24 protein-coding genes are annotated in these 24,932 nt (G+C 62.0%); 17 read left to right on the top strand and 7 right to left on the bottom strand.

The annotated features are described in order from the left end of the window. Positions 1–31: 31 nt before the first annotated feature. Positions 32–1,435, bottom strand: a complete 1,404-nt coding sequence (locus BTM36_RS10905) for a CDP-glycerol glycerophosphotransferase family protein (protein ID WP_077236275.1) — start codon at positions 1,433–1,435, stop codon at positions 32–34. A gap of 303 nt (positions 1,436–1,738) precedes the next feature. On the opposite strand from BTM36_RS10905, the gene rfbF reads away from it, so the two are divergent. The 15 genes from rfbF (at position 1,739) to BTM36_RS10830 (ending at position 17,895) form a co-directional block, all read left to right on the top strand. Then, positions 1,739–2,509 (top strand): glucose-1-phosphate cytidylyltransferase, encoded by a 771-nt coding sequence (gene rfbF, locus BTM36_RS10900; RefSeq protein ID WP_006461284.1) that lies wholly within the window; start codon positions 1,739–1,741, stop codon positions 2,507–2,509. Positions 2,510–2,548: 39 nt separating this feature from the next. After that, a complete protein-coding gene (gene rfbH / locus BTM36_RS10895; RefSeq protein ID WP_006461286.1) occupies positions 2,549–3,862 on the top strand; it encodes a lipopolysaccharide biosynthesis protein RfbH in 1,314 nt (437 codons plus the stop codon). 17 nt (positions 3,863–3,879) lie between these two features. Next, positions 3,880–5,223, top strand: a complete 1,344-nt coding sequence (locus tag BTM36_RS10890; RefSeq protein WP_006461288.1) for a Putative sugar kinase — start codon at positions 3,880–3,882, stop codon at positions 5,221–5,223. After that, positions 5,220–7,121 carry an N-acetylneuraminate synthase family protein gene (locus BTM36_RS10885; RefSeq protein WP_077236274.1) on the top strand — a complete coding sequence of 634 codons (1,902 nt, stop codon included), beginning with the start codon at positions 5,220–5,222 and terminating at the stop codon, positions 7,119–7,121. The genes BTM36_RS10890 and BTM36_RS10885 overlap by 4 nt, the downstream gene beginning before the upstream one ends. A 100-nt stretch (positions 7,122–7,221) precedes the next feature. After that, on the top strand, positions 7,222–9,015 hold the full coding sequence (locus tag BTM36_RS10880) for a thiamine pyrophosphate-binding protein (RefSeq protein WP_077236273.1): 1,794 nt from the start codon (positions 7,222–7,224) through the stop codon (positions 9,013–9,015). 7 nt (positions 9,016–9,022) lie between these two features. Continuing rightward, positions 9,023–9,769 carry an SDR family oxidoreductase gene (locus BTM36_RS10875; RefSeq protein ID WP_077236272.1) on the top strand — a complete coding sequence of 249 codons (747 nt, stop codon included), beginning with the start codon at positions 9,023–9,025 and terminating at the stop codon, positions 9,767–9,769. Further along, positions 9,769–10,608, top strand: a complete 840-nt coding sequence (locus tag BTM36_RS10870; RefSeq protein ID WP_006461293.1) for a sugar phosphate isomerase/epimerase — start codon at positions 9,769–9,771, stop codon at positions 10,606–10,608. Before BTM36_RS10875 ends, BTM36_RS10870 begins: the two co-directional genes overlap by 1 nt. Beyond that, positions 10,598–11,344: an SDR family NAD(P)-dependent oxidoreductase gene (locus tag BTM36_RS10865; RefSeq protein WP_077236271.1), complete on the top strand. Its 747-nt coding sequence runs from the start codon at positions 10,598–10,600 to the stop codon at positions 11,342–11,344. Before BTM36_RS10870 ends, BTM36_RS10865 begins: the two co-directional genes overlap by 11 nt. A 79-nt stretch (positions 11,345–11,423) precedes the next feature. Beyond that, entirely contained in the window at positions 11,424–12,263 is an 840-nt protein-coding gene (locus BTM36_RS10860) for an SDR family oxidoreductase (protein WP_006461295.1), read from the top strand. A gap of 25 nt (positions 12,264–12,288) precedes the next feature. Next, positions 12,289–12,852: an SIS domain-containing protein gene (locus BTM36_RS10855; protein WP_006461296.1), complete on the top strand. Its 564-nt coding sequence runs from the start codon at positions 12,289–12,291 to the stop codon at positions 12,850–12,852. Further along, complete coding sequence (locus tag BTM36_RS10850; RefSeq protein WP_168189772.1) at positions 12,849–13,571, top strand: nucleotidyltransferase family protein; 723 nt, start codon at positions 12,849–12,851, stop codon at positions 13,569–13,571. Before BTM36_RS10855 ends, BTM36_RS10850 begins: the two co-directional genes overlap by 4 nt. Further along, positions 13,568–14,236, top strand: coding sequence for a hypothetical protein (locus BTM36_RS10845; protein WP_139347121.1), 669 nt, complete (start codon positions 13,568–13,570; stop codon positions 14,234–14,236). Before BTM36_RS10850 ends, BTM36_RS10845 begins: the two co-directional genes overlap by 4 nt. A gap of 56 nt (positions 14,237–14,292) precedes the next feature. Then, the gene (locus BTM36_RS10840; protein ID WP_077236268.1) at positions 14,293–15,609 is read left to right on the top strand and encodes an FkbM family methyltransferase; all 1,317 of its coding nucleotides are present in this window, start codon (positions 14,293–14,295) and stop codon (positions 15,607–15,609) included. Between the two features lie 65 nt (positions 15,610–15,674). Further along, positions 15,675–16,874 (top strand): class I SAM-dependent methyltransferase, encoded by a 1,200-nt coding sequence (locus tag BTM36_RS10835; protein ID WP_077236267.1) that lies wholly within the window; start codon positions 15,675–15,677, stop codon positions 16,872–16,874. 46 nt (positions 16,875–16,920) lie between these two features. After that, positions 16,921–17,895 carry an NAD(P)-dependent oxidoreductase gene (locus BTM36_RS10830; protein ID WP_077236266.1) on the top strand — a complete coding sequence of 325 codons (975 nt, stop codon included), beginning with the start codon at positions 16,921–16,923 and terminating at the stop codon, positions 17,893–17,895. Between the two features lie 17 nt (positions 17,896–17,912). On the opposite strand, the gene galE is transcribed toward BTM36_RS10830, so the two are convergent. From galE to ttcA, 3 genes are all read right to left on the bottom strand, one after another. After that, positions 17,913–18,932 carry a UDP-glucose 4-epimerase GalE gene (galE, locus tag BTM36_RS10825; protein ID WP_006461302.1) on the bottom strand — a complete coding sequence of 340 codons (1,020 nt, stop codon included), beginning with the start codon at positions 18,930–18,932 and terminating at the stop codon, positions 17,913–17,915. Positions 18,933–18,966: 34 nt separating this feature from the next. Further along, positions 18,967–20,043 (bottom strand): CDP-glucose 4,6-dehydratase, encoded by a 1,077-nt coding sequence (rfbG, locus tag BTM36_RS10820; protein WP_174616835.1) that lies wholly within the window; start codon positions 20,041–20,043, stop codon positions 18,967–18,969. Between the two features lie 452 nt (positions 20,044–20,495). Continuing rightward, positions 20,496–21,461 (bottom strand): tRNA 2-thiocytidine(32) synthetase TtcA, encoded by a 966-nt coding sequence (gene ttcA / locus BTM36_RS10815; protein ID WP_217349578.1) that lies wholly within the window; start codon positions 21,459–21,461, stop codon positions 20,496–20,498. Positions 21,462–21,799: 338 nt separating this feature from the next. Here ttcA and BTM36_RS10810 point away from each other — a divergent pair, with 338 nt between their 5' ends. Continuing rightward, complete coding sequence (locus BTM36_RS10810; protein WP_039873775.1) at positions 21,800–22,990, top strand: amino acid aminotransferase; 1,191 nt, start codon at positions 21,800–21,802, stop codon at positions 22,988–22,990. After that, a complete protein-coding gene (locus BTM36_RS10805; RefSeq protein ID WP_077236265.1) occupies positions 22,983–23,615 on the top strand; it encodes a YitT family protein in 633 nt (210 codons plus the stop codon). The genes BTM36_RS10810 and BTM36_RS10805 overlap by 8 nt, the downstream gene beginning before the upstream one ends. Positions 23,616–23,694: 79 nt before the next feature. On the opposite strand, the gene BTM36_RS10800 is transcribed toward BTM36_RS10805, so the two are convergent. From BTM36_RS10800 to BTM36_RS10790, 3 genes are all read right to left on the bottom strand, one after another. Beyond that, positions 23,695–24,087 (bottom strand): type II toxin-antitoxin system HigA family antitoxin, encoded by a 393-nt coding sequence (locus BTM36_RS10800; RefSeq protein WP_077236264.1) that lies wholly within the window; start codon positions 24,085–24,087, stop codon positions 23,695–23,697. 11 nt (positions 24,088–24,098) lie between these two features. Beyond that, positions 24,099–24,392 (bottom strand): type II toxin-antitoxin system HigB family toxin, encoded by a 294-nt coding sequence (locus tag BTM36_RS10795; RefSeq protein ID WP_077236263.1) that lies wholly within the window; start codon positions 24,390–24,392, stop codon positions 24,099–24,101. A gap of 143 nt (positions 24,393–24,535) precedes the next feature. Further along, on the bottom strand, positions 24,536–24,931 hold the full coding sequence (locus tag BTM36_RS10790) for a dihydroneopterin aldolase (protein ID WP_006461309.1): 396 nt from the start codon (positions 24,929–24,931) through the stop codon (positions 24,536–24,538). Between the last annotated feature and the right edge of the window lies 1 nt (position 24,932).

Raw genomic sequence — 24,932 nt, 5'->3', positions numbered from 1 at the left:
GGTGAAATACCAGGCAAAGCAGGACGCGGGATTACAGCTTGTCCATTTCATTGAGGAGGTCGTTGACGATGAATTGCGCGCTGCCCTCGGGGCGCGGCAACAGGCGCTTGATGATTTCCTCGCGCTTCTCCTTGAGCGGGTCCTGTTTTTCCACGCAGAGTTGCTCCAGATAACCCACGACAGCCTCGAAATCGCCGGCCCGATACATGCCTTCCTGCAACATCTCGCCGATCGGGTTGAAGGGGAAGTGCCCCGGGTTCTCGGTCCAGATGATGGGCTTGCCGGTGACCATGTATTCCCCGAAGAAGCCAATGCCATCGGTGATGAGGATGTCCGAACCCCAGAACAGCGGCGCGTAGTCACCGCTGGTGACCATGGCGGTGTTGGGCAAGGCGAGAAACTCTTCGAGATAGCTGCGCAGATCCGGTTGCGTCATGAAGCCATAGGCGACGACCTTTTCCAGCAGGGCCGGGTGGGGCTTGAAGACGATGTCCAGGTGCGGACATTCGCGCGCCAGTTGCAGGAAATGCTTGTAGTTGCTCCGGAAGGTGGAGAAATTGAGCCAGTCCGCGGTCATGCTGTGATGCGGTGCCCAGATGATGCGGATCTTGTCGGGGCCGATCGGCAGCGGCCAGGCAGCCTCGCTCTTGGCACGGATGATCTGGTCGAATTTGGGCGTTCCAGCCACCACCATGTTGGAATCGAAGATGAAGTCCCGCGCACGATCCAGCGCCAGCGGCGACTCGGCATAGATGCGCCAGCAGTTGCGCATGAAGTGGTGGTTGTAGTGTTCATCCTGCATGGCAACCGAACCAAAACCGTAGGGCACCATGCAGACCTTGGCGAAGTTGATTTCGTTGTAGCGGAATTCAGGCTGGATGCTGATATCCCAGGGCGCTTGCCGGAAGATGATGTCCGGGTTCATCAGCTTGAGCAGTTCCAGTTCTTCCACCGGATCGTTGCTGTTGAAGCGGATCGGCTTGATGCCCAGCTGCATCAGGCCGTTGTAGTTGATCTCTTCCTGTCCAAAGCGCTGTGCGTTGAGAAAATCCCGCTTCAGGGTCACGACCACCGGCTCGAAACGCTCGTGTTCCAGCATGAGGCGGTAGATTTCATCCAGGGCGTTCCAGGTTTCCACATTGTGAACAAGGAAGATCACGCGGATCACCTCGCGCGGGCCGCGATAGACGTTGCGCGACACCAGTTGCGTGGTCGATTTCAGTTTTGACAAGGAAATATGCAGCGGGATCAGCAATTGCTGCATCGACCGTTCGATCTGGGCGATCCCCTTTGCCTGGGTCTCGGCCATGACGCGGGTGGTCGTCATCAACTGCCTCAAACTGTGTTCCAGCCCGTCAAGGCGGCCGTCGATCTGCGCCAGTTTTTCTTCCAGTGCCTTGGAGGACGGGGCGTTGTCGTTTGCATTCTGGCTCATTGCGATTCCGGAGTGAGAGGATTAAACAGGGACCTGTTCGGGAAAATACAGGATTTTTAAGGAAGAAGTCTGGAATTGAAGCATGTTGGATCAGATTGGCCCGTTCTTGGTACGGTTCGACGGGCGTCCGCCGCAGCTGATCCGTATTCATCCAACGCGGCGGTGGCGGGTCGCCGGATGAGCTACGAAGGCGCGGGTGAGGCTGAAAAAAACCTTTCTAATCGCCAAATAGGCCGTTTTTCAAGTGTGATTTAATGGGCCGAATTATTGGAATTATCGCATCAAAGTTCAATAAAGGCGCTTATGAAGGTTGTCATCCTGGCCGGCGGACTGGGTACTCGACTCAGCGAAGAAACGGCTCTCAGACCCAAACCGATGGTGGAAGTCGGCGGCAATCCCATTCTCTGGCACATCATGAAGATCTATGCCAGCCATGGCCTGACCGACTTCGTGGTGTGCTGCGGGTACCGGGGCTATGTGATCAAGGAATACTTTGCCAACTATTTCCTGCACACCTCCGATGTCACGTTCGATCTGGCCAAGAACTCGGTGGAAGTGCATCACAAGCATGCCGAGCCATGGAAAGTGACCCTCATAGATACCGGCGCCGACACCCAGACTGGCGGGCGTCTCAAGCGCGTGGGCCAATATATCGGTGACGACGACTTCTGTTTCACCTATGGCGACGGCGTGGGCGACATCGACATTACCGCCTCGATTGCCTATCACCGCCAGCATGGCCGCATGGCGACCGTGACCGGGGCCCGCCCGCTGGGGCGCTTCGGCACGCTCAGCGTGGACGGCGACCGGGTCATGAGCTTCAAGGAAAAGCCGCCCGAGGAGGGCGGCTGGATCAATGCCGGCTTCTTCGTCCTCTCGCCGCGGGTGCTGGACTACATCGAGCAGGATGCCACTGTCTGGGAAGGCGCGCCCATCGAGCGCCTGGCCAAGGAAGACCAGCTCAGGGTGCATTATCACAACGGTTTCTGGCAGCCCATGGACACCCTGCGCGACAAGAACTATCTCGAAGACCTGTGGTGGTCCGGACGCGCTCCGTGGAAGCGCTGGACGTAAGCAGGGTAACCAGGTCGCAAGACAGCAAAACAGAACATCATGGATAAAGATCAGTTGAGAAAGCAGATCGCCGCACTGGTGAAACAGTATGGCGAACTGGCGCACCAGCCGGTGGCATTCGTCCCCGGCGTGACTACCGTAGCCCCGGCAGGCAAGGTGATCGGCAGCAGGGAACTGGAACTGATGACCGAATCGGTGCTGGATGGCTGGCTCACCACCGGTCGCTTCAACGATGCCTTCGAGGCCAAGCTGGCCCGGTATCTGGGGGTGCAGCACCTGATCACGGTCAATTCGGGGTCATCGGCCAATCTCATCGCCTTTTCGACGCTGACTTCGCCCAGCCTGGGCGCGCGCGCCATCCGTCCGGGTGACGAGGTGATCGGCGTGGCGGCAGGCTTCCCGACCACCGTCAACCCCATCCTGCAATTTGGGGCCGTGCCGGTGTTCGTGGACGTGGATATCCCGACCTACAACATCGACCCCGCCAGGATCGAGGCCGCCATTTCGGACAAGACCAAGGCCATCATGCTGGCCCACACGCTGGGCAACCCCTACAACCTGGATGTGGTGGTCGGCCTGTGCAAGAAGTACGGGTTGTGGCTCATCGAGGATTGCTGCGATGCCCTGGGTTCGACCTATCGTGGCCAGTTGGTGGGGACCTTCGGTGACATCGGTACCCTGAGCTTCTATCCGGCTCACCACATCACCATGGGCGAGGGCGGCGCGGTGTTCACCAACAACCCTGAACTCAAGCGTATTGCCGAGTCCTTCCGCGACTGGGGGCGCGACTGCTATTGCCCCCCGGGCAAGGACAATACCTGCCAGAAACGCTTCTGCTGGAAACTGGGCAACCTGCCCGAAGGCTACGACCACAAGTACACCTATTCGCATCTGGGCTACAACCTCAAGATCACCGACATGCAGGCTGCCTGCGGTCTGGCCCAGATGGAGCGGGTGGATGACTTCGTGGCTGCCCGCAAGCGCAATTTCGCCTATCTCAAGCAACGTCTGAAGAGCTGTGAGGAGTTCCTGATCCTGCCGGAGGCCACCCCGGAATCCGATCCGTCCTGGTTCGGTTTCCCGATCACCTTGCGCCCCAACGCGCCGGTATCACGGGTAGACCTGCTGACCTACCTCGACCAGCAGCGCATCGGCACCCGTCTGTTGTTCGCCGGCAACCTGACCCGCCAGCCCTACATGATCGGGCGCAACTATCGCGTCAGCGGTGAGCTGGGCAATAGCGATGTCATCATGAACGATACCTTCTGGGTCGGTGTCTTCCCTGGGCTGACCGAAAGTCATCTGGATCACGTGGTTGATCATCTTGAACGCTTCCTGGGGGTCGCATTTTGAACCAGCTTCTGGAAAAAATGATCGTCTACGACGACGAGGATTTGCTGTCTGCCATCGACAAGATTGAAGCGAGCCGTTTCCAGACCGTCTTCGTAACCGATCGTGAGCTCCAGTTGAAGGGCCTGATCACCAATGGTGACGTGCGGCGCTTCCTGCTCAACGGTGGCCAGACCGATGAAACCGTCACTGCCTGCATGAACAAGAGTTTCCGCAGCGTCGGGATGAATGCCAGTCGCGAGGAAATGCTGAAATTGCTGGACCTGGGATTCACTGTCATTCCCAAGGTCGCCCCGGACGGTCGCTTGATGGACCTGATCACCCCGGAGTACGAGCTGGCTTCGCCCGAGGCTCCGGTCCTCACGCGCGCCCGCGCCCCGGTGCGGATCAGCTTCGGCGGCGGTGGATCGGACCTGACCTATTACTTCGTGGATCATCCCGGTGCGGTCCTGAGCACCACCGTGGCGCTGTATGCCCACGCCACTCTGATCCCGCGCGCCGACCGCAATATCCACATCTATTCCGAAGACCTCGATACCCATACCCACTACCCCTCGCTGCTGGACCTGCTGGCTTCGCCCCGCCAGGACCTGCTGTCGGCGGTGGTGTCGGTGATCAAGCCGATCTATGGGTTTGACCTGTATGTGCGCTCCGACTTCCCGGTGGGCTCCGGACTGGGCGGGTCGTCCGCGGTCGCAACCGCCGTGGTTGCGGCCTTCAATGAAATGCGGCTGGACCGCTGGACCACTTATGAAGTGGCTGAACTGGCTTTCCAGGCCGAGCGTGTCTGCTTCGGTGTGGCAGGTGGCTGGCAGGACCAGTATGCGTCAGCCTTCGGCGGTTTCAACCTGATCGAACTGGGTGACAAGAAGAACCTGGTCCATGCGATCCGCCTGGAAGCCGCGACCGTCAACGAACTGGAAGAATGCCTGATCCTCTGCGATTCGCGCATCAAGCATGATTCCGGCACGCTGCACAAGAAGCAGCGCGAGACCTACTCCAACGAGAACAAGGCCGAGCAACTGACCGAGATGGTGGCCTTGTGCCGGGAGATGCATCGCCATCTCCTCCGCGGCGAACTGATGGACTTCGGTCGTTGCCTGGACAAGGCCTGGCAGCTCAAGCGCGGTCTTTCCGCCGACATCAGCAATCCCGAACTGGCCCATATCTACGAATCGGCGATGCAGGCCGGCGCGCTGGGTGGCAAACTGCTGGGTGCCGGCGCGGGTGGGTTCTTCCTGTTTTTCGTGCAGCCGCAGTATCGCCAGCAACTGGCCAAGCGCCTCAAGGACCTGAACTGCAAGCTGTCGATCTTCAAATTTGAAAATGAGGGTGTCGTTTCCTGGCGCACCAAAATCCTATGAGCAATACCGTTTTTTCCATCGATGGACATGAAATCGGCGGGGCACGCGTCTTCGTCATCGCCGAAATCGGCAACAACCACAACGGTTCGCTGGAACTGGCCAAGCAGTTGGTGGACGCGGCCATCGAGGCCGGTGCCGACTGCGCCAAATTCCAGCTGCGCGATCGTAGCGCGCTGTATCGCACCAAGGCCGACGGCTCGGTGGCGGAAGACCTCGGTGTCGAATATATCCAGGACCTGCTCAACAAGGTCGAACTGAGCATCGAAGATCATCGCGCCGTGCGCGACTATTGCGCCCAGCGCGGCATCACCTACATGTGCACGCCCTGGGACGAGCCCAGCGTCGACGTGCTGGCAGGCTTCGATGTCCCGGCCCTGAAGATCGCCTCGGCCGACCTGTGCAATCCCTACCTGATTCGCAAGGCGGCCAGCCTGGGCAAGCCGCTGGTGCTGTCCACCGGCATGTCCTTCGAGCATGAAATCGTGCGGGCCATCGATCAGCTCAAGAGCTTGCAGGTGCCGTTCGCGCTCCTGCATTGCAACAGCACCTATCCGGCGCCGGAGTCCGATATCCAGCTGGGGTATATCGCCCGCCTGAAGCAATTGCATGGCGTCATCGGCTATTCGGGCCACGAGCGTGGCACCGCCGTGACCCTGGCCGCGGTGGCGCTGGGTGCGTCGCTGGTGGAGCGCCACATCACCCTGGACCGCAACATGGAAGGGCCGGACCACCTGGCCAGCCTGGAGCCGGCCGAGTTCCGGCAGCTGGTGGACGGTATCCGCCAGATCGAGAAGGCGCTGCCATGGAGCGGCCCCGGCCGTCATGCCAGCCAGGGTGAATTGCTCAACCGTGAAAACCTGGCCAAGAGCGTGATTGCTGCACGCGACATCGCCGAAGGCGAGGTATTCAGCGAAAGCGCCTTGCGCGTGGCCAGTCCGGGCCAGGGCCTGGCGCCCTACAAACTGGTCGAATTGCTGGGCAAGCCGGCCAATCGCGCCATTGCCCAGGGTGAATTCCTGTTCGAAAGCGATCTGCGCGAAAAACTCAGCATCGACCGCCGCTACCACTTCCCCGTGAAATGGGGCGTGCCGGTGCGTTATCACGATTTCCGTCAGTACGAGACCTGGGTCAAACCGGACCTGTTCGAGTTCCACCTGTCGTATCGCGACCTTGGGGTCGATCCTGCTCCCTATCTGACGCAGGTCGCCTGCACCCGACTGGTGGTGCATGCGCCGGAACTGTTCGAGAACAGCGAACTGCTGGACCTGGCTGCGGACGACGAAGCCTATCGCCAGCGTTCCATCGAGAACCTGCAGCGCGTGGTCGATGCCACGCATCGCATCGCCGAGTTCTTCCCCCAGGCTGATTCCTTGCTGATCGTGGCCAATGTCGGCGGCTTCTCCGCCGATGCACCGTTCCCGCTGGCGCATCGCAAGGTCTTGTATGAGCGTTTCCTGGCATCGTGCGCACAGATCGATTTCGGCCGCACCGAACTGATCCCACAGAACATGGCGCCGTTCCCCTGGCACTTCGGTGGCCAGCGTCATCAGAACATCTTCATGATGCCCGATGAGCTGGCAGCCCAGGCGCGCGCCATGAACATGCGGCTGTGCCTGGACCTGTCGCACCTGCAGATGACCTGCAACCACTTCGGCCTGGACTTCCAGCAATCCCTGGCCCTGCTGTTGCCCTATTCGGCGCATCTGCACGTCGCCGACGCCAAGGGGACCAACGGCGAAGGCGTGGTGATGGGCACCGGCGACGTCGACTGGCCTGCCAGCTGGAAGAAGATCGCTGCCTGCCCGGGTATGGGATTCATCCCCGAGGTATGGCAAGGGCACAAGGACCACGGCGCCGGATTCTGGTCGGCGCTTGAATATCTGGCCTCGCTGAACTAAACAAAATGGACTTCGTGCCGTTAAAAGACGCTGAAGTCAACTCTTGAACCGGTGGCAAGGATGAGCCTGCCAACGGCTCCCAGCCATTGAAGGAATTGAAATGCGCGTCGCCGATTACATCATGTCCCGCCTGGCCGAACTGGGCATCCGCCAGGTGTTCTTCCTGCCGGGTGGCGGGGCCATGCACCTCAACGACGCCCTGGGCCTTCACCCGCAGCTGGAACCCGTGCTCTGCCTGCACGAGCAGGCTGCCGGCATCGCCGCAGAAGCCGCCGGCAAGCTGCTGGCCGGTCCCAGTGCCTGCCTGGTGACCAGCGGCCCGGGCGCGACCAACGTCATTACCGCCACCCTCGGCGCCTGGCTGGATTCGACACCGGTATTCTTCGTCTCCGGTCAGGTCAAGACTGCCGACCTCAAGGCCGGTACCGAACTGCGCATGCTGGGCGTGCAGGAAGCCGATATCGTCACCATGGTGTCCTCCATCACCAAGAAGGCCGTGACCCTGTTGCGCCCGGAAGATGTGGGCGTGGTCTTCGATGAACTGGTACAGGCTGCCATGAGTGGCCGTCGTGGCCCGGTCTGGCTGGATGTGCCGCTGGACGTGCAGGCCATGGAAGTCGATCCGGCCACCCTGCGTCGGGCGCCGGCAGCGGTGCAAGCCCCGCGCGCAGACCTGCGCAGCGAGGCCGAGGCAACCCTCGCATTGTTGCGCAAGGCACAACGTCCGGTGGTCATCTCCGGCAGCGGCGTGCGCATTGCTGGCGCCGTACCGGAACTGCGTGATTTCCTCGACCGCGCCGGCGTGCCGGTGCTGACCACCTGGCTGGGCATGGACATCATCGAGGAAGACCATCCCCTGTACGCCGGTCGTCCTGGTTCGATCGCGCCGCGCTGGGCCAACTTCGCGTTGCAGAACGCCGACCTGATCCTGGTGGTGGGCGCCCGTCTGGACATGGCGATGACGGCCTACGCGCATGACCGCTTTGCCCGCGGTGCCGTGAAGATCATGGTCGATATCGACGTCGCCGAGATTCGCAAGATGAAGATGGAAATCGCCCTGCCTGTGGTGGCCGATGCCAAGGATTATCTGGTGGCCTTGCACGCGGCGCTCGATCGCCAGCCGCCCCTGCCGTCCTACGCAGCATGGCTGGAGCGCATTGCCGGCTGGAAGCAGAAGTATCCCCTGCTGCAGCCCGAGCAGATCACCACCGAAGGACCGCTCAGCCTGTATCACTTCACCGATGCACTCTCCTCCGAGATGGCCGAGGGCGACGTCATCGCCACCGGCAGTGCCGGCTTCTCGGTGGAACTGTTCCTGTTGGCATTGCGCCTGAAACCAGGCCAGCGCTGCTTCCACAACCGTGGCACCGGCGCCATGGGCTTCGGCGTGCCGGCGGCCGTCGGCGCCTGCCTGGCGGCGGGCCGCCAGCGCACCATCTGCGTGGAGGGTGACGGCGGTCTGCAACTGAACGTGCAGGAACTGGCAACCATGGCCAGCCTGCAATTGCCGGTGAAGTGCTTCGTCATCAACAACGCCGGTTACGCCTCGATCCGCACCTCGCAGACCAACTACTTCAAGCGCCTGGTCGGAGCCGATGCCAGCAGCGGAATGGCGCTGCCCGACCTGGAAACCCTGGCCCGCGCCTATGGCGTGCCGTTCATCCGCATCGAGTCGGGCGCGCGCTTGTCCGAGCAGCTCAAGCAGGCACTGGCCGGCGACGGTCCGCTGCTGTGCGAGGTCATGGTGCTGCCGGAAGAGCCGCGTATCCCGCGTATTGCCACCCGCCAGGGCGCCAACGGCAAGATGGAATCGTCGCCGCTGGAAGACCTGTTCCCCTTCCTCGACCGCGAAGAGCTGCGCAGCAACATGCTCATCCCGCTGATCGGTGAATGAGTTCGCAATGAGCGACATCCTTTCTCTCTTTTCCCTGCAGGGCAAGGTCGCCGTGGTGGCCGGTGCCTCGCGCGGTATCGGTCATGCAATCGCCAATGGCCTGGCCGATGCCGGCGCCAGGGTGGTGGGCTTCGGGCGTTCGGATGCCGCTGCCGATGCGCGCTTCGACTACCGTCGCTGCGACGTATGCGCTCCGGCCGCCGTGGCTGGGCTGTTCGATGATGTCGAGGCCGAGTTTGGCGCCATCGACGTCTACCTGCACGTGGCCGGGATTACCCTGCCTTCCCAGGGCGGCATGCAATCGAGCGAGACCTTCAACGCTACCCTTGCCAGCAACCTCAGCAGCGCCTATGACTGCTGCGCCAACGCCGGACGCCGCATGGCCGCACGCGGGCAGGGTTCGATCATCACGGTCACCAGCATCGGCTCGCTCATGGCCTTTCCCAATAATCCCGCCTACGTCGCCGCCAAGGGTGGTCTGCGCATGATGAGCAAGGCGCTGGCGCTGGATCTGGGACCAAGCCAGGTGCGCGTCAACTGCCTGGTGCCAGGCTATGTCCAGACCGCCATGACCGCCGCCAGCCATGCCGACCCGGTGCTGCATGAACAGCGCGCCGGCCATACCATGCTGGGACGGTGGGGACAGCCCGAGGACCTGGTGGGCGCCGCCATCTTCCTGGCTTCGCCAGCCAGCAAATATGTCACCGGCACCGACCTCATCGTCGATGGCGGATGGACTGCAAAAGGATTGTGATGAACAACATAGGATTCATGCAGGGACGTCTGGTCGATCGTATCGACGGCAAGATCCAGGCCTTTCCCTGGGATACCTGGCAACTCGAGTTTCCGCGTGCCCAGGCGCTGGGCCTGACGGCAATGGAATGGACCCTGGACGACGAGCGTCTGGAGCAGAACCCCTTCATCACTGAACAAGGTCAGGCCGAAATACGGGCATTGATGGCACGCCATGGCGTGGCCGTCCACTCGTTGACAGGCGACTGCTTCATGCAGATGCCGTTCTGGAAATACGAGGGCCAGCAACGCAGCGAACTGCTGCGCAAGTTTGATCTGGTGCTGGCCGCGGCTGCGCGCCTGGAGGTGCGCTTCGTCGTGGTGCCGCTGGTGGACAACGGCCGCCTGGAGACATCGGAACAACGCGATGTGCTGGTACGCCATCTGCTGGAACGGGCAGAGGTGCTGCGTGCCACCGGGGTGCAGGTGATCTTCGAGACTGACTATGGTCCGGATGACTATCGGGCCTTCATGGCCCTGTTGCCGGCTGACGTCTTCAACGTCAACTACGATATCGGCAACAGCGCCAGCCTGGGCTTCGATCCCGATGAAGAATTTGCCGCCTATGGCGAGCGCATCGTCAATGTCCACGTCAAGGATCGCAAGCTGGGCGGTACCACCGTCCCCTTGGGGACCGGCGACGCCGACTTCGAGAAGGTGATGGCCGGGCTGGCGCGCCGACACTACGCCGGAAGCTTCATCCTGCAGACCGCCCGCGCCGACGACGGCGACCATGCCGGTGCCCTGGCGCGGTATGTGCAGATGGTGACCGGGCTGTTGAGCCGCCACTATGGAACTTGATCTGCGCGGCAAGGTGGCTCTGGTCACCGGCTCTTCGCAGGGCATAGGCCGGCAGATCGCCGCCGCCCTGGCAGGTGAAGCTTGCCAGGTGCTGCTCAACGGCCGCGACCGGTCCAGGCTGGAGGCCGCCGCGCATGCGATCGGTGGCATCGGCGTGGCCGGTGACGTCACCACTGCGGCCGGCGCCGCCTCGGTGGTGGAGCGCGCCGTTGCCATTCATGGTCAGCTGGATCTGCTGGTGTGCAACGTCGGCAGCGGCACCTCGGTGCCACCCGGTACCGAATCGGAAGAAGAGTGGTTGCGGGTCTTGCAGCTCAATCTGCTGGCCACCACCAACACGGTCCACGCCGCGCGTCGCTTCCTGAAGAAAGGTGCGGCCATCGTGTGCGTCTCGTCCATCTGCGGCAGTGCCGAGCTGGGTGCGCCGACGGCCTATTCGGCTTCCAAGGCTGCGGTCGACAGTTTCGTGCGCAGCGCGGCGCGTTACCTGGCCAAGGAGGGCGTGCGCATCAATGCAGTGGCACCGGGTAATATCCTTTTCGAGGGCGGCAGTTGGGAACGCAAGGTCAAGGCCGCGCCCGAGAAGGTGACCGAGATGCTGGAGCGCGATGTCGCACTGGCCCGTTTCGGTACCCCCGAGGAAGTGGCCGACATGGTGCTCTTCCTGTGCTCGGCGCGCACCAGCTTCGCGACCGGTGCCGTGTTCGTCCTCGATGGAGGGCAGCTGCGCAGTTGAGCAGCCGTCCCGGCGCCGGCCATCAGGCATGCCTGATGGCGAGCGTCCTTTCATTTTCTCTGTGGCAAAGATCAAGGCTATGTCCAATTCCGTTTCCAGCAAAGACCTGTTCGACCTGCAAGGCAAAGTCGCTGTCATCACCGGCGGTGGTGGCATGCTGGGTTACCAGCACGCAGCGACTATTGCCAGCCTGGGAGGGCAGCCGGTATTGCTCGATATCGACCCCGCCGGCCTGGAAAGAAACGCCCGCGCGCTGCGCGACGAGTTCGCCATCGATGTGCTGGTCCTGCAGACCGACATCACCCGGCTGGACCAGGTACAGGCCGCGCGTGAGGCCATCCTCCAGCAGCACGGCGCAATCGCTATCCTGATCAACAACGCTGCCCGCAATCCCAAGGTGGAAGATGCGGACGGGATGAATTTCTCGCGTCTGGAAAATTTCCCTTCCGATCAATGGCAGCTCGATATCGATGTCGGTCTGGGCGGCGCTTTCAACTGTTCCAAGGTATTCGGTGCGCACATGGCGCAGGCCGGTGGCGGGGTGATCGTCAATATCGCCTCCGACCTCGGGGTCATCGCGCCGGATCAGCGGCTGTACCAGGTCGAGGGCCGCGCGCCGCATCTGCAGCCGGTCAAGCCGGTGACCTACTCGGTGGTCAAGCACGGCCTGATCGGGTTGACCAAGTACCTGGCCACCTATTGGTGCGAGCAGGGCGTGCGCTGCAATTCGCTTTCACCGGGCGGTGTGTACGCCGGGCAGAACGATGTGTTCGTCAGCAAGCTGGTCAAGCTCATTCCCATGGGGCGCATGGCCCGTCCTGACGAATATCGTGGCGCGATTGCCTTCCTCTGCTCGGATGCATCAAGCTATCTGAATGGAACCAACCTGGTCGTCGATGGAGGCAGAAGTGTCTGGTAACTCATCCAATGGACTGTCCCTGCACATGCAGGAATCGCTGCAGGTCTTCCAGGCCTTCCTGGGGGATGCCGCCCTCAATGCCGAGTTGCAGGCCATCGGCGAGCTGTGCGTGCAGACCTATCAACGCGGCAACAAGATACTGATCGCCGGCAATGGCGGCAGTGCGGCCGATGCCCAGCATTTTGCCGGCGAACTTGTCAGCCGATTCTATTTCGACCGGCCGCCTCTATCGGCCATCGCGCTGACCACCGATTCCTCCATCCTCACGGCCATCGGCAATGACTATGGCTACAAGGAAGTGTTCGCCCGTCAGGTGCTGGCCAATGGGTGTGCAGGCGACCTGTTCATCGCCATTTCCACCAGTGGCAATTCGGAAAACATCCTGCACGCCATCGAGGCCTGCCGCCAGAAGGACATCAAGGTCGTCGGCCTCACCGGACAATCGGGTGGCAAGCTCAAGGCCCTGTCCGATCATTGCCTGTGCGTGCCGTCGGCCTCCACGCCGCGTATCCAGGAATGTCACCTGGTCATCGAACATGCCCTGTGTGCGCACATCGAACAACGGATCTTCCGGCCGGAGCCGGTATGAAGGCCATCGTCCTGTGCGGTGGACTGGGAACCCGCCTGGGCGAGCTCACCCGGGAGACGCCCAAGCCCATGATTCCCGTGGCCGGCCGTCCCTTCCTGTCTTACGTGCTGGACCGGCTGGTGGAGGGTGGTGCCAGTGAGCTGGTGCTGGCCGTCAGCTTCCAGTGGGAAAAGATCAGGGCGCTCTATGGCAGCCAGTGGCGTGGTGTCCCCGTGGCCTATTCGGTGGAGCCGCAGCCGCTGGGAACCGGCGGCGCGATCCGTCATGCCATGCGCTCGCACGAGATTGAAGAAGCCATCGTCGTCAACGGCGACACCTTGCTCGACCTGGATGCCGGTGCATTGGCTGCTTTCGCCCGTGACAAGGCGGCCGATGTTGCCATGGCGCTCAAGTACATGGCCGATACCTCTCGCTTCGGGCGCGTCGAGATTGACCAGGCTGCACGCGTGCTGGGTTTTCGGGAAAAGGGTGTGGGCCAGGCGGGTCTGATCAACTCCGGCGTCTATCACGTCCATGCCCGCGTGTTCGCTGACAGCACCGATGCCGCCTTCAGCTTCGAGCTCGATGTGCTGGCCGGCAAGCTCGATACGGCAGCCATCTACGGCATGCAGACCGATGCCTATTTCATCGACATGGGAGTGCCGGAAGATCTCGCACGCGCCCAATACGAACTGCCACTGCCACGGCCGGCCGTTGCCGGGGAGGGCCCTGCGCGATGATGGATCTGTCCATGCCGGTAGAGGAGTTCAAGGCCTACATGGGCCAGCAGCTCGACCGTTTTTTTCCTGACCGTTACGCGTTTGCCGGCGCGGATGTCGATGCCGCCTTCGATGAGGCCTTGCAGCGGCTGGAGTATTGCCTGAAGTTCGTCTCGATCCGCGGCTTCGTGGTCGATGGCAAGGTGCAGTTGTCGCACCTGCATTCGGGCCAGTACTGCCATTTGCTGTATTTCATGGGCAACAGCCTCTGGAAGCGGTCGCAGAATCAACCCTTGTGCGACAAGCTGATGCTGCTGAACCAGGCGCTCAACGGCGTGTTCTGCTCCTACAAGCTGGCGCTGCCCGAGATCTTCTTCCTCAACCATCCGGTGGGTAGCGTGCTCGGCCATGCGCAGTATTCCAATTTCCTGGTGATACTGCAGAACGTGACCGTCAATACTGATCCGGAGTTGAAGATCGGTGAATGTGTGGCATTGACCGCTGGCGCGCAGATCATCGGTAACAAGCCCATCGGCGCGCGCTCTTCCATCGGTGCCAATACGCTGGTGTTCGATCGTGAGATTCCGGCGGACAGCGTGGTCTACAACGGGCCGACGGGACTCGTCATCCGTCCACGGGGACGCGAGAGTCTGGCCGAGCGCTATTTCAACGTACCGTCGGCCTAGGCATCAGGCATTGCGGCGTCGTCACCCGGCGCCCTCCATTTCATCGCGAGGAAAGAATGTTCAAGGGAATTGACGCAGCCGGCATGAACGCCACCGATCTGCAGGCCGACACGGATTACTTCCTGAGCATCGCCCGGCCCGATGGCGGCGCGGTCGTGCTGCCGTTCCGCCTTGGCGACCAACGCCTCTCGGAGTGTGGCGAGCATGTGGTGCTGGCGGCGCGGGAGAAGTTCGAGCTGCTCAGACAGTTGCATCGCTATCCCGAGATCCTGGCCCTGGCCGATGCCAATCGCCCGGCTGCCAGCGCCACGCTGGAGGCGGCGCTGGCAGGGGCATTCAGTGTGGACCGTGGTTTGTACATCTTCGGTGCCCACAAGCTGGGGGCGAAGGTTGCGCGGTTCTGCGTGGAACGCGGGATCGAGGTGAAGGGCTTCATCGATAATAGTAGCGATAAGCATGGCAAGCGCATCGATGGCATCCTCATCGGTGGTCCCGGGCAGATCGATGGCGAGAACGAGTCGGTGGTCGTGGCCAGCGGTCGCTACAGCAATGTCATCATGGCGCAGTTGCACGGGCTGGGCTGGAAGCATGTGAAGAACATGCACGAACTGATGTTCGCACTGCGTACCTCGCATAATGCGGAGAGCGATTTCCGCTCCTTCGTCGACGTACTCGACACCGACGCCATGCGTTTCATCTCGGCCTTCCTGGCACTGGACGACGAGCGTTCGCGCCAGGTCTTCGACGGTCTGATCCGGATGCGCCGTACTTTGGCCACCCAGGTGGCTGATGCCATCAAGTCGCCTTTCGCCGATGAATACCTCGATGCGGATTTTGTCCAGCCAGCCGACATGGCCTACTACGTCGATGCCGGCGCCTTCAACGGCGACAGCCTGGAGCGCCTGGGCAAAGTGACCCATGCCTACCTGTTCGAACCGGAGTTGCCGGCGTATTACGATGGCCTGAAACGACATGCCGACCGGCCCGAGGTGTTTTTCTACAATCTCGGCCTGTCGTCGTCGTACCAGAAATTCACCTATCGTCCCGCGATGTCGTTCGACCTGCTGCAGGAGATCGATAGTCCCATCCCCAATGACATCGTCTCCTACATCCAGACCATACGCCTGGACGACATCATCACCGGGCCGGTGACGCTGTTCAAGCTTGATATCGAAGGTGCCGAGGAAGCAGCGCTCAAGGGCGCGGCCGACACCATCCGGGCGCAGCGGCCCAAGCTATGCGTGTGTGCCTATCACCGGGCGTCCGACCTCTGGAAACTGCTTGACGAGGTCAAGCGGATTCGTCCGGACTACAAGGTGGGACTGCGTCACTACTCCGATCTGATGGACGACTCGTCGTTCTATTTCTATTGATGATGCGCAGCGCGGTGCCGGGCACTGCGCTCCCGCCTTGTTTTCCGACCTGGACTTGACGCCTCATGGACCATCCCGATTCCGATACCCGCCATTGGACACGCCCACCCCTGTGCGCATGTCCCCTTTGCGGCACCCTGCCCGAGCAACCCTTGCTGTCGCTCTCATTGTCGCAGCGTGCAGGGCTGCCCTCCGACATTACGGTATCCGTCTGTGCAGCCTGCGATTTCGCCTACGTGGCACCGGTCGATGCGCAAGCCTATGACCGCTATTACGCCGCCAATACCAATGACCAGATGTCGGTCCACGCGGAGATTTCCGAGCTGGACGCCAGGCGCTATGTCACGCAGGCCGATACCCTGGCCGCCATCCTCGGTGGTCCGGAGGCGCTGGATGTCCTCGACGTGGGATGTGGCGAGGCGGGCCTGTTGCGCACCCTGGTGGCGCGTTTTCCGCAGCATCGCTATGCCGGCAGCGACCCCAACGTCAAGGAGGATGCGCCGGGTGGGCGTGGCGCGCATCCGCGCATCCGCTTCAATCGTTCGTGGCAGGAAATCGATCAACAGTTTGACGTGATCATCCTGTCGCACGTGCTGGAACACATCGTCGATCTCGAGGATTTTTCCGCCATCGTCGGCAAGCTCGCGCCGGGCGGCAAGATCTACATCGAGGTACCGGATGCGGCGCATTACGCGTCCGCGCCGCGCCGGGAGTTTTGCTATTACTTCGATCGCCTGCACGTGAATCATTTCTCCCTGGCATCCTTGTCGGATGTAGTACGAAGCTGGGGTCTGGAAATCCGCCAGGCTGGTCGCCAGGATTTCACCTACAAGGATGGCAATCCCTTCCCCGCCTGCTATGTCATCGGCGCAGCAGGGGGCGACAGCGCGGCTGGTCTGGAGGCGCGGCATGGCCTGCCGCAGGCGCTGGCCTCCTATCTTGCGCAAGAGCGCGACCGCGCAGGCAGGATGGCGGCGCAGTTTGTTCCCGGGCAGGAGATCGTGGTCTATGGTTTTGGCGATAATTTCTTCCGCTCACGCGCGGCCGGCGGGCCGCTGTCTGCCTGCCGGGTGCGTGCCGTGATCGATGCACGTTGGGAAGCGCTGTCGCAATCGGCCTATGCCGGGCAATACCGTTTCATGGACCGTGATGCCGCGCTCCGCGAGCATGCCGGACTGCCCATTGTGGTGACCGTATCGTGGGGGGGCGAGTCGATAGGACGAATGCTGGCCGAAGCTGGGGCACAGAAGGTGCTGGTGTTCTGATATCCGCGACGATCATGCGGGCGGGCGCAACATGAAAGGAGAATCAATGAAATTGCTGATATCTGGCGGGACGGGTTTTTTCGGCAAGGCACTGCTGCGCCATTTCCTTGGCAGGGCACTGGAGAGCGGCACGCCGGACTTCACCCAGATCGTCGTGCTCAGTCGCGCGCCGCGGCGCTTTCTCGACCGGCATCCGGAATTCGATGGCTTGTCCTGGCTGCGCTTTCACGAGGGCGACATCCTGTCGCCGCAGACCTTGCCGCACACCGACCGTTTTAGTCACATCCTGCATGCTGCGGCTGATTCCACCGATGCAGCGAGGCTGACGCCGCTGGAACGGTACGACCAGATCGCAGCGGGCACGCGCCACATGCTGGAGCTGGCGGCAACCACCGGCGCCTCGCGCTTCCTGCTGACCAGTTCAGGTGGTGCCTATGGGCCGCAGCCTGCCGACATGGTGGCGATGCCGGAACATCTGCACAGCATGCCCGACCCGCTCAATCCCGGTAATGTCTATAGCCTCGCCAAGCGCCAGGCGGAGCACCTGTGCGCGCTGTATGCGGCGCAATACGGGTTCGAGGCGGTAGTGGCACGCTGCTTCGCCTTTGTCGGCGAGGACCTGCCGTTGAACGCGCATTTCGCCATCGGCAACTTCATCCGAGATGCCTTGTACGGGCAGGAAATTGTGGTCGGTGGGGATGGCAGCCCGGTGCGTTCCTACATGCACCAGGCCGATCTTGCGCAGTGGCTGATGTTCTTGCTGCGCGATGGCAAGGCCGGCGAGGCCTACAACGTGGGTTCGTCCGAGGCGGTGACGGTGGCCGAGTTGGCCGGATTGGTGCGAGAGCTGGTTGCACCGGACAAGCCGGTACGCATCATGGCCAAGGCCGTTGCCGACAATCCGGGCCGCAACCGCTACATTCCCGATATCTCCAAGGCCCAGGCACTGGGCGCGCCGCCAGTGCGCGGCTTGCGCCAGGCCATCGCGGACACGGTCCAGTCCCTGCGGCAACGCAGCTGAGTCGCCTTTGACCGGAGTCAGGTGGCGCTGTCCTTGAAGCCGTTGGGATTCTTCTGTTGCCAGCGCCACGAATCCGCGCACATGGCGTCAAGACCGAGGCGGGCCTCCCAGCCGAGCTTTTCCCTGGCCTGTGCCGGATCGGCGTAGCAGGAGGCGATGTCGCCAGGACGGCGATCGGCGATGGTATAGGGCAAGGTCTTGCCGCAGGCTTTTTCGTAGGCCTTGACCACGTCCAGCACGCTGTAGCCGATGCCGGTGCCGAGGTTGACCGAGAAGCATTGCGGCGTGGTCAGTGCCTGCAGGGCAGCGACGTGGCCATGGGCCAGGTCCACGACGTGGATGAAGTCGCGCACGCCCGTGCCATCGGGTGTGGCATAGTCGCCACCCCAGATATTGAGTTTCTCACGGCGGCCGATGGCGACCTGCGCCACGAAGGGCATCAGGTTGTTGGGAATGCCGTTGGGGTCTTCCCCGATCAGGCCACTCTCGTGCGCGCCAACCGGATTGAAATAGCGCAGCAGCGCGATCTTCCAGTCGGGATGGGCGCGGTAATAGTCGCGCAGCATATCCTCGATGACGATCTTGCTGCGGCCGTAGGGGTTGCTGGCCGACAGCGGATGGGCTTCATCCAGCGGCAGGTATTGCGGGTCACCGTAGACCGTGGCCGAGGAGGAGAACACGATGGTCTTCACGCCGGTCGCTTCCATCGCTTCCAGCAGGCGCACTGTGCCGACCACGTTGTTGTCGTAGTACATCAGCGGCTTTTCCACCGATTCGCCCACGGCCTTCAGGCCAGCGAAGTGGATGACCGCATCGCACTTGAATTCGCGCAGCACGCTCTCGAGCTGGTCGCGATTGCGGATGTCGCCCTTGACCAGGGAGACCTGCCTGCCGCTGATCTGCTGTACCCGCTTGACCGATTCCGGGCTGCTGTTGCAGAAGTTGTCGAAGACGATGACTTCGTGGCCTGCATTGAGCAGTTCCACGCAGGTGTGCGAGCCGATATAACCGGCGCCGCCGGTGACGAGGATGTTCATGAGCTGACAGTTCTCCGGGTGCGTAACCCGGAGATTATGTCAGACTCTGGTAGAAGGCGATCTGATTCTCGCTCAGGCTGCGCAGATCCTCGTTGTTGAGGTAGCCGGCATACCATTGCGCAGTCAGCTCCAGCGCGGTGTAGAGCTCCATCTTGGGAATCCAGTCCAGGCGCTGGCGGGCCTTGGAAATGTCCAGCCGCAGCGTGCCGGCCTCATGCGGGCCCTGCGGTTGCGGCTCCAGTCTTACCTCCACCGGCATCACGTCATTCTTCTGCAAGGAATGATTGAAGGTGGCGCAGAGCTGGCTGACGGTCTGCATATCGGTGTCGGCCGGGCCGAAGTTCCAGGCCTCGCCATACTTGCCGCCGTGCTCATAGAGCAACTGGGCGATCTGCAGATAGCCCGACAGTGGCTCCAGCACGAACTGCCAGGGGCGTACCGCATGCGGGTTGCGGATGCTCACGGCCTCGTTTCTTTCCAATGCACGGACGAAATCAGGCACCAGCCGGTCGGCTGCGAAGTCGCCGCCGCCGATGACATTGCCGGCGCGCACGCTGGCGATGCCGACCGGGTTCTCCGGGTCCTTGGCGAAGAAGGAACGGCGATAGGCCGAGGTCACCAGTTCGGCCGCGCCCTTGCTGCTGCTGTAGGGGTCGTGGCCACCCATCGGGTCGTCCTCGCGATAGCCCCACAGCCATTCACGGTTTTCATAGCATTTGTCGCTGGTGACCACCACCACCGAGCGCACGCACGGAGTGTGGCGCACTGCTTCCAGCAGGTGTGCGGTCCCCATCACGTTGGTGGCGTAGGTATCGAGGGGCGTGCTGTAGGAGTCGCGTACCAGCGGCTGGGCGGCCAGGTGGAAGACGATGTCCGGCTGCACCGCCGCCAGCGTTTCTGCCAGGTGCTTGGGATCGCGCACGTCACCGGTGGTGGTCTGCACGCAATTGTGCAGCCGCGCCAGGTGGAACAGGCTGGGATTGGTCGGCGCCGGCAGCGAATAGCCGCTGACCTTGGCGCCCATCAGGTGCAGCCAAAGAGTCAGCCAGCTTCCCTTGAAGCCGGTGTGACCGGTGATGAAAACGCGCTTGTCGCGCCAAAAATGAGCCATCAGGCAGCCTCTTACACGTAGGGCGGAGAGTCGTTCGGGTGCAGAGGCGTGGGTGCGATGTTTCACGCGGCGGCCGGCACGTCGGTGGCGGCTCGGCCTCCCGGTATTTTCCGTGTCGGGATCACGTTTTCCCTGCGAAACCACGACTGCATGGTTGTCTTTATTCTGACCTGGCAGCGAGCCCTCGCGGCAGCTCACTACGATGGGTCAGATTAGAACATGCGGTTTTTCGCCTTCAAGCGTGGAAGAGGAGGGTATTTGTCGTCCAATCCCCGACTATAGCCGGATGACAACAAAAATTTACTTTTTTGGGTTTGGCTGGCGCCCGCGCTGGCCGCAGAAGCCGCTTTGCAGGCGGGCTTCCGGGTAATGAGGTGATACGCGGTGTCTCGTCATCCTAAGTCTTGCAGCGGGTGTGGCAAGCGTGAGAACGACGCCAGTCGGGCCGGGAATCAGAGCAGGCTGACCACCGATTGCCCTTGGTCGAGCTGGTCGTCGCGATCGAACAGGGTGTCGCCTGTGGCCTGCTTGCCTGCAACCGGCTGGAAGCTGCCGAAGTCGAACAGGCTACGGTCCAGCATATGCGATGGCGTGATGTTGGCCATGGCCGTGAACATGCTCTTGATCCACAAGGGATTGGTCTTTTCCCACTCATTGAGCATTTCGCGCATGGCCTGGCGCTGCAGGTTGGGCTGCGATCCGCACAGGTTGCAGGGGATGATGGGGAATTCCATGGCGGCCGCGTACTTCTTGATATCCGGCTCGCGCACATAGGCCAGCGGACGGATCACCACGTTCTCGCCATCGTCGGCGATCAGCTTGGGCGGCATGGTCTTGATCTTGCCACCGTAGAACATGTTCAGCATGAAGGTATGCAGGATATCGTCGCGGTGATGGCCCAGGGCGATCTTGGTGGCGCCCAGTTCCTTGGCCACGCGGTACAGGATGCCACGGCGTAGGCGCGAGCACAGGGAGCAGGTGGTCTTGCCGGGGGCGATCTTGTCCTTGACGATGCTGTAGGTGTCTTCCTCGACAATGCGGTAGCACACGCCGATGCGCTCGAAATACGCGGGCAGGATGTGCTCGGGGAAACCCGGCTGCTTCTGGTCCAGGTTCACGGCGATGATCTCGAACTTCACCGGTGCCACCGTCTGCAGGTAACGCAGGGTCTCCAGCATGGTGTAGCTGTCGGCGCCGCCGGACATGCAGGCCATGATGACGTCGCCGTCGCGGATCATGTCGAAGTCGGCGATGGCACGGCCGGTCATGCGGCGGATGCCCTTTTCCAGGATCTCGAAGCGGCGCGAACCGCGTGCCGTCACTTCCGCATGCGCGCCGGCAGCCGGCGTGGACGGCTCATCCAGCCCGGACAGCTGGGTCAGGTCGGACAGTTGCACTGCGGCCGCAATGTCGTTCATGGGGGAATTCCTTCAATCGGTAGGCTGTTGCTGCCGCGCCAACGCAAAGTCTGCCGGTTGACAAACAGGCAAGATGGCTGGGCACGGGCGGAGGACCGGCATTTTCTCATGCAGCGCCGGTTCGTGCCATGGGCGGGGCGCGTTCGGGCAGTGCGCCTTGCGCAAAACGTGGCATTCAGGCCGCATTTTCTGCTACCCGTGCCTGAAGAAAGTCCTGTGAACCGGCGATCACGCCAACGCAAAGCGGGAAATTTTCCCCGCGCCGCGCTACCATGGCGGTTTTGCCGGTGAAGCTCGGCTGCACCGGCATCGGCGTTTCTCAATCTGACGAGGTCCTCATGTTTTCGCATCTCCCGCCGTATGCCGGCGATCCCATCCTGAGCCTGATGGAACAGTTCCAGCGCGACGAGCGCAGCAACAAGGTCAACCTTTCCATCGGCATCTATACCGATGGCCGTGGCGTGGTGCCGGTGCTGCCCTCGGTGCGCACCGCTGCCGCGGCGGTGGCCGAAGCCGGCGCGCCCTACGTCTATCTGCCCATGGAAGGCCATGCCGCCTATCGCCAGGCGGTGGCCAAGCTGCTCTTCGGTGCGGATCTGCCCTCGGCGGAACATCTGGCCATCGTGCAGACCCTGGGCGGCTCGGGTGCGTTGAAGGTGGGTGCCGACCTGATCGCGCGTTTCTTCCCGCAGCCCACCATCTGGCTGCCGGACCCGACCTGGGACAACCACGTCGGCATCTTCGAAGGCGCCGGCTTCAAGACCGAGCGTTACCCCTACTACGATGCGCAGACCAAGGGCCTGAACTTCGAGGGCATGCTGGCCAAGCTGGATTCCCTGCCCAAGGGCGCGGTGGTGCTGCTGCACCCCTGCTGCCACAATCCGACCGGCGTCGATCCGACCCGCGCGCAGTGGGAACAGATCGTCGATGTGCTCGAAAAGCGCGGTCTGCTGCCCTTCTTCGACCTGGCCTACCAGGGCTTCGCCGAGAGCCTGGACGAAGACATCTGGCCGGTGCGCGAGGCGGTGCGTCGGCAGATTCCGTTCTTCCTCTCCAATTCCTTCTCCAAGATCTTCTCGCTCTACAGCGAGCGCATCGGTGCGTTGTCGGTGTTCTGCCCGCAGGCAGGCCAGGCGGCCAATGTGCTGGGCCAACTGAAACTGACCGTGCGTCGCAACTACTCCAGCCCGGCGCGCAATGGTGCGCTGCTGGTGGCGCATGTGCTGGGCGACGACAAGCTGGCCACGCAATGGCGCGCCGAAGTCGAGGAGATGCGGGTACGGGTGCGCGACATGCGCGTCAAGCTGGCCTCGCAACTCAAGAGCGCGGTTCCGGATCAGGACTTTTCCTTCCTGCTGCGCCAGAACGGCATGTTCGGTTACACCGGCCTGACGTCCGCCCAGGTGGACCGTCTGCGCGAAGAGTTCGGTGTCTACGCTGTCGGCACGGGCCGCATCTGCGTGGCCGGCCTCAACGACAGCAACGTTGCACGCGTGGCCGAGACCATGGCCGAGGTGTTGCGTGGCTGAAGTGGCAGGCAAGGCCGCATTGGTTGCGGCCGACATCCGCCACAAGAGCTATGAAGACGTGCTGGCGCTGGTGGCCGGCACGCTCTTCGTCTCGCTGGCGGTAAACATGTACAGCCAGGTGGGCCTGTTGACCGGCAGCACCGCCGGCCTGGCCTTCCTCACGCATTACCTGACCGGCCTGCCGTTTGGCGTGGTGTTCTTCGTCATCAACATCCCGTTCTATTACTTCGCTTTCCGCAGGATGGGCCGGCGCTTCACCGGCAAGACCTTCTGCGCGGTGGCGCTGGTCTCCGGCTTTTCGTTGATGCATCCGCACTTCATCAGCTACGGCAAGCTGGACCTGTTCTACAGTGCGGTGCTGGGCGGCCTGTTGATGGGGGTGGGATTCGTGATGCTGTTCCGCCATGGCGCCAGCCTCGGTGGAATCAACGTGGTTACGCTGTTCCTGCAGGACCGTTACGGCCTGCGTGCCGGCAAGCTGCAGATGGGCGTGGACGTGGTGATCGTGCTGTGTTCGCTGTTGGTGGTAACGCCGCGGGTCTTGCTGGCGTCCATCCTGGGTGCGGTCACTGCCAATCTGGTGATTGCCTTGAATCACCGGGCGGGCAGGTATATGGGGATGTAGTTGAGCTTATTCCTGCCAAGCCTGTCACTCAGGATCAATGCCGTCCAACGCAAGCTGGACGGCATTTTTCTTGTTGGGATCAGGCGCTGATCGGTTCACCGGTCGCCGACCTGACGGGATAGGGCTGGATCAGCAGATCGGCCGGGAGGTTCAAGCCGGCGCTCAGCTTGCGGATCATGTCCAGGGTCATCGGACGCACCCGGTTGAGGATGTCGGAGACGCGACCACGTGGTCCCAGGTAGGGCTCCAGATCCTTACGCGTCAGGCCACGCGCCTCCATGACATGCAGCAGGAAGTCGATGGGGTCCGGATCACCAATGGCAAAGTGCGAGCGCTCGTAATGGGCGATCAGCAGGGTAAGTACATCCAGTTGATCGGCTTGCTGCGAACGTGCCGGAGCATCCCACAGACGCTCCGCTTCGGCCAGTGCAGCGCGGTAGTCCTTGCGGGTACGTATCAGTTTGAGTTGCATGTGACATTCCTTCAAATCGTTTCCACATCAATGGCGTCATACTGGCGATGCGTGCCGACGAAGCGGATGTAGATCAATTCCTTGTCGTAGCGTACAGCGACCACCAACCGGTAGTCGTTGCCCTTGATATTGAACACCACACGGTTGTTTCTGGTGAAGCTGGCATTGCGATAGGCCGCCTTGATGTCGGCCGGGGTCTTCCAGTTCACCCGGCTGGCCAGGGCGTGCCATGCTCGCAGCGAAGTCTCCGCGGCAGGGTGTGCGTTCCAGAAAGTCCGTAAGGTGGAGAGGGCAATGATGCGCATCGACACACCGTAACATGCTACCACCTTGGTAGCGGGACGGAAGTGTAAAACCGTATGTAATTCTCGAAAAACACAGAACCCCGCATCAGGCGGGGTTCTGGTCGTGCTGCCAGCGGAGGAAGGTTGGAATGCGGCGGATCGGATCAGCCCGCGGTCTTGATACGGAATGTCTCGACGCCCACCGAATCGCAATCCGGATAGACGTCAGGCTTTTCGGTGGAGACACGGACCGCCCGCACCTTGGGATGGGCCAGCATGGCCGTCATCACGTCGTCGCACAGGGTTTCCTGCAGGTGGATGTGGCCGCGTGCCATGCGCTGGGCGATGGTGGAGCGGATGAAGTCATAGTCGACCACTTCGTCGAGATGGTCGGCGGTGGGGGTGGTATCGGCCAGCGGGACGTAGAGATCGACGTTGATCAGGATGCGCTGCTCACCCTTCTTTTCGAACTCGTGCACGCCGATGTTGATGAACACCTCGTAGTTGCGCAGGAACACGCGGCGGCAATCTTGCAGGGAAGGATGGGACAGGAAGAGCATG

Source organism: Herbaspirillum sp. VT-16-41 (genome assembly GCF_001994935.1).
Classification (GTDB): domain Bacteria; phylum Pseudomonadota; class Gammaproteobacteria; order Burkholderiales; family Burkholderiaceae_D; genus Herbaspirillum; species Herbaspirillum frisingense.
Note: the sequence above shows the minus strand (reverse complement) of the source record. Positions and strands in the feature narration are given on the sequence as shown.